Source organism: Pseudoalteromonas sp. SR45-6 (assembly GCF_014163545.1).
GTDB lineage: Bacteria > Pseudomonadota > Gammaproteobacteria > Enterobacterales > Alteromonadaceae > Pseudoalteromonas > Pseudoalteromonas rhizosphaerae.
Map to the genome: position 1 here is coordinate 1 of NZ_JACJDM010000196.1, position 406 is coordinate 406.

Consider the following 406-nt stretch of genomic DNA (forward strand, 5'->3'; position numbering starts at 1 on the left):
TGATTCATGACTGGGGTGAAGTCGTAACAAGGTAGCCCTAGGGGAACCTGGGGCTGGATCACCTCCTTATACGATTTAGAACTTATTTGTTCGTAGTGTCCACACAGATGATTGTTAGTTAGTTTTGCCCATTGGGTTTAACTAATTAATATGCTCTTTAAAAATTTGGAAAAGCTGATAATAAAATTCGTATAAATACAGTGTATTTGTACAGAGTTTTCAAAAGTAAAAAAGAATGATAGCAGTATCATTCAGTGCCATTTAATGAACGTTTACGTTTGTTGATTGGTATCTACTTTAGTATTCAATATTAACTTCTGGCGAAGTTAAACTGTCACAAAACAAAGACCCGTTTGGGTTGTATGGTTAAGTGACTAAGCGTACACGGTGGATGCCTTGGCAGTTG

At 36.7% G+C, this 406-nt stretch carries 1 rRNA gene; it reads left to right on the forward strand.

The features are described 5' to 3' along the window. A 16S ribosomal RNA gene (locus H5158_RS22890) occupies positions 1-69 on the forward strand; the annotation flags it as partial. Positions 70-406 lie beyond the last annotated feature (337 nt).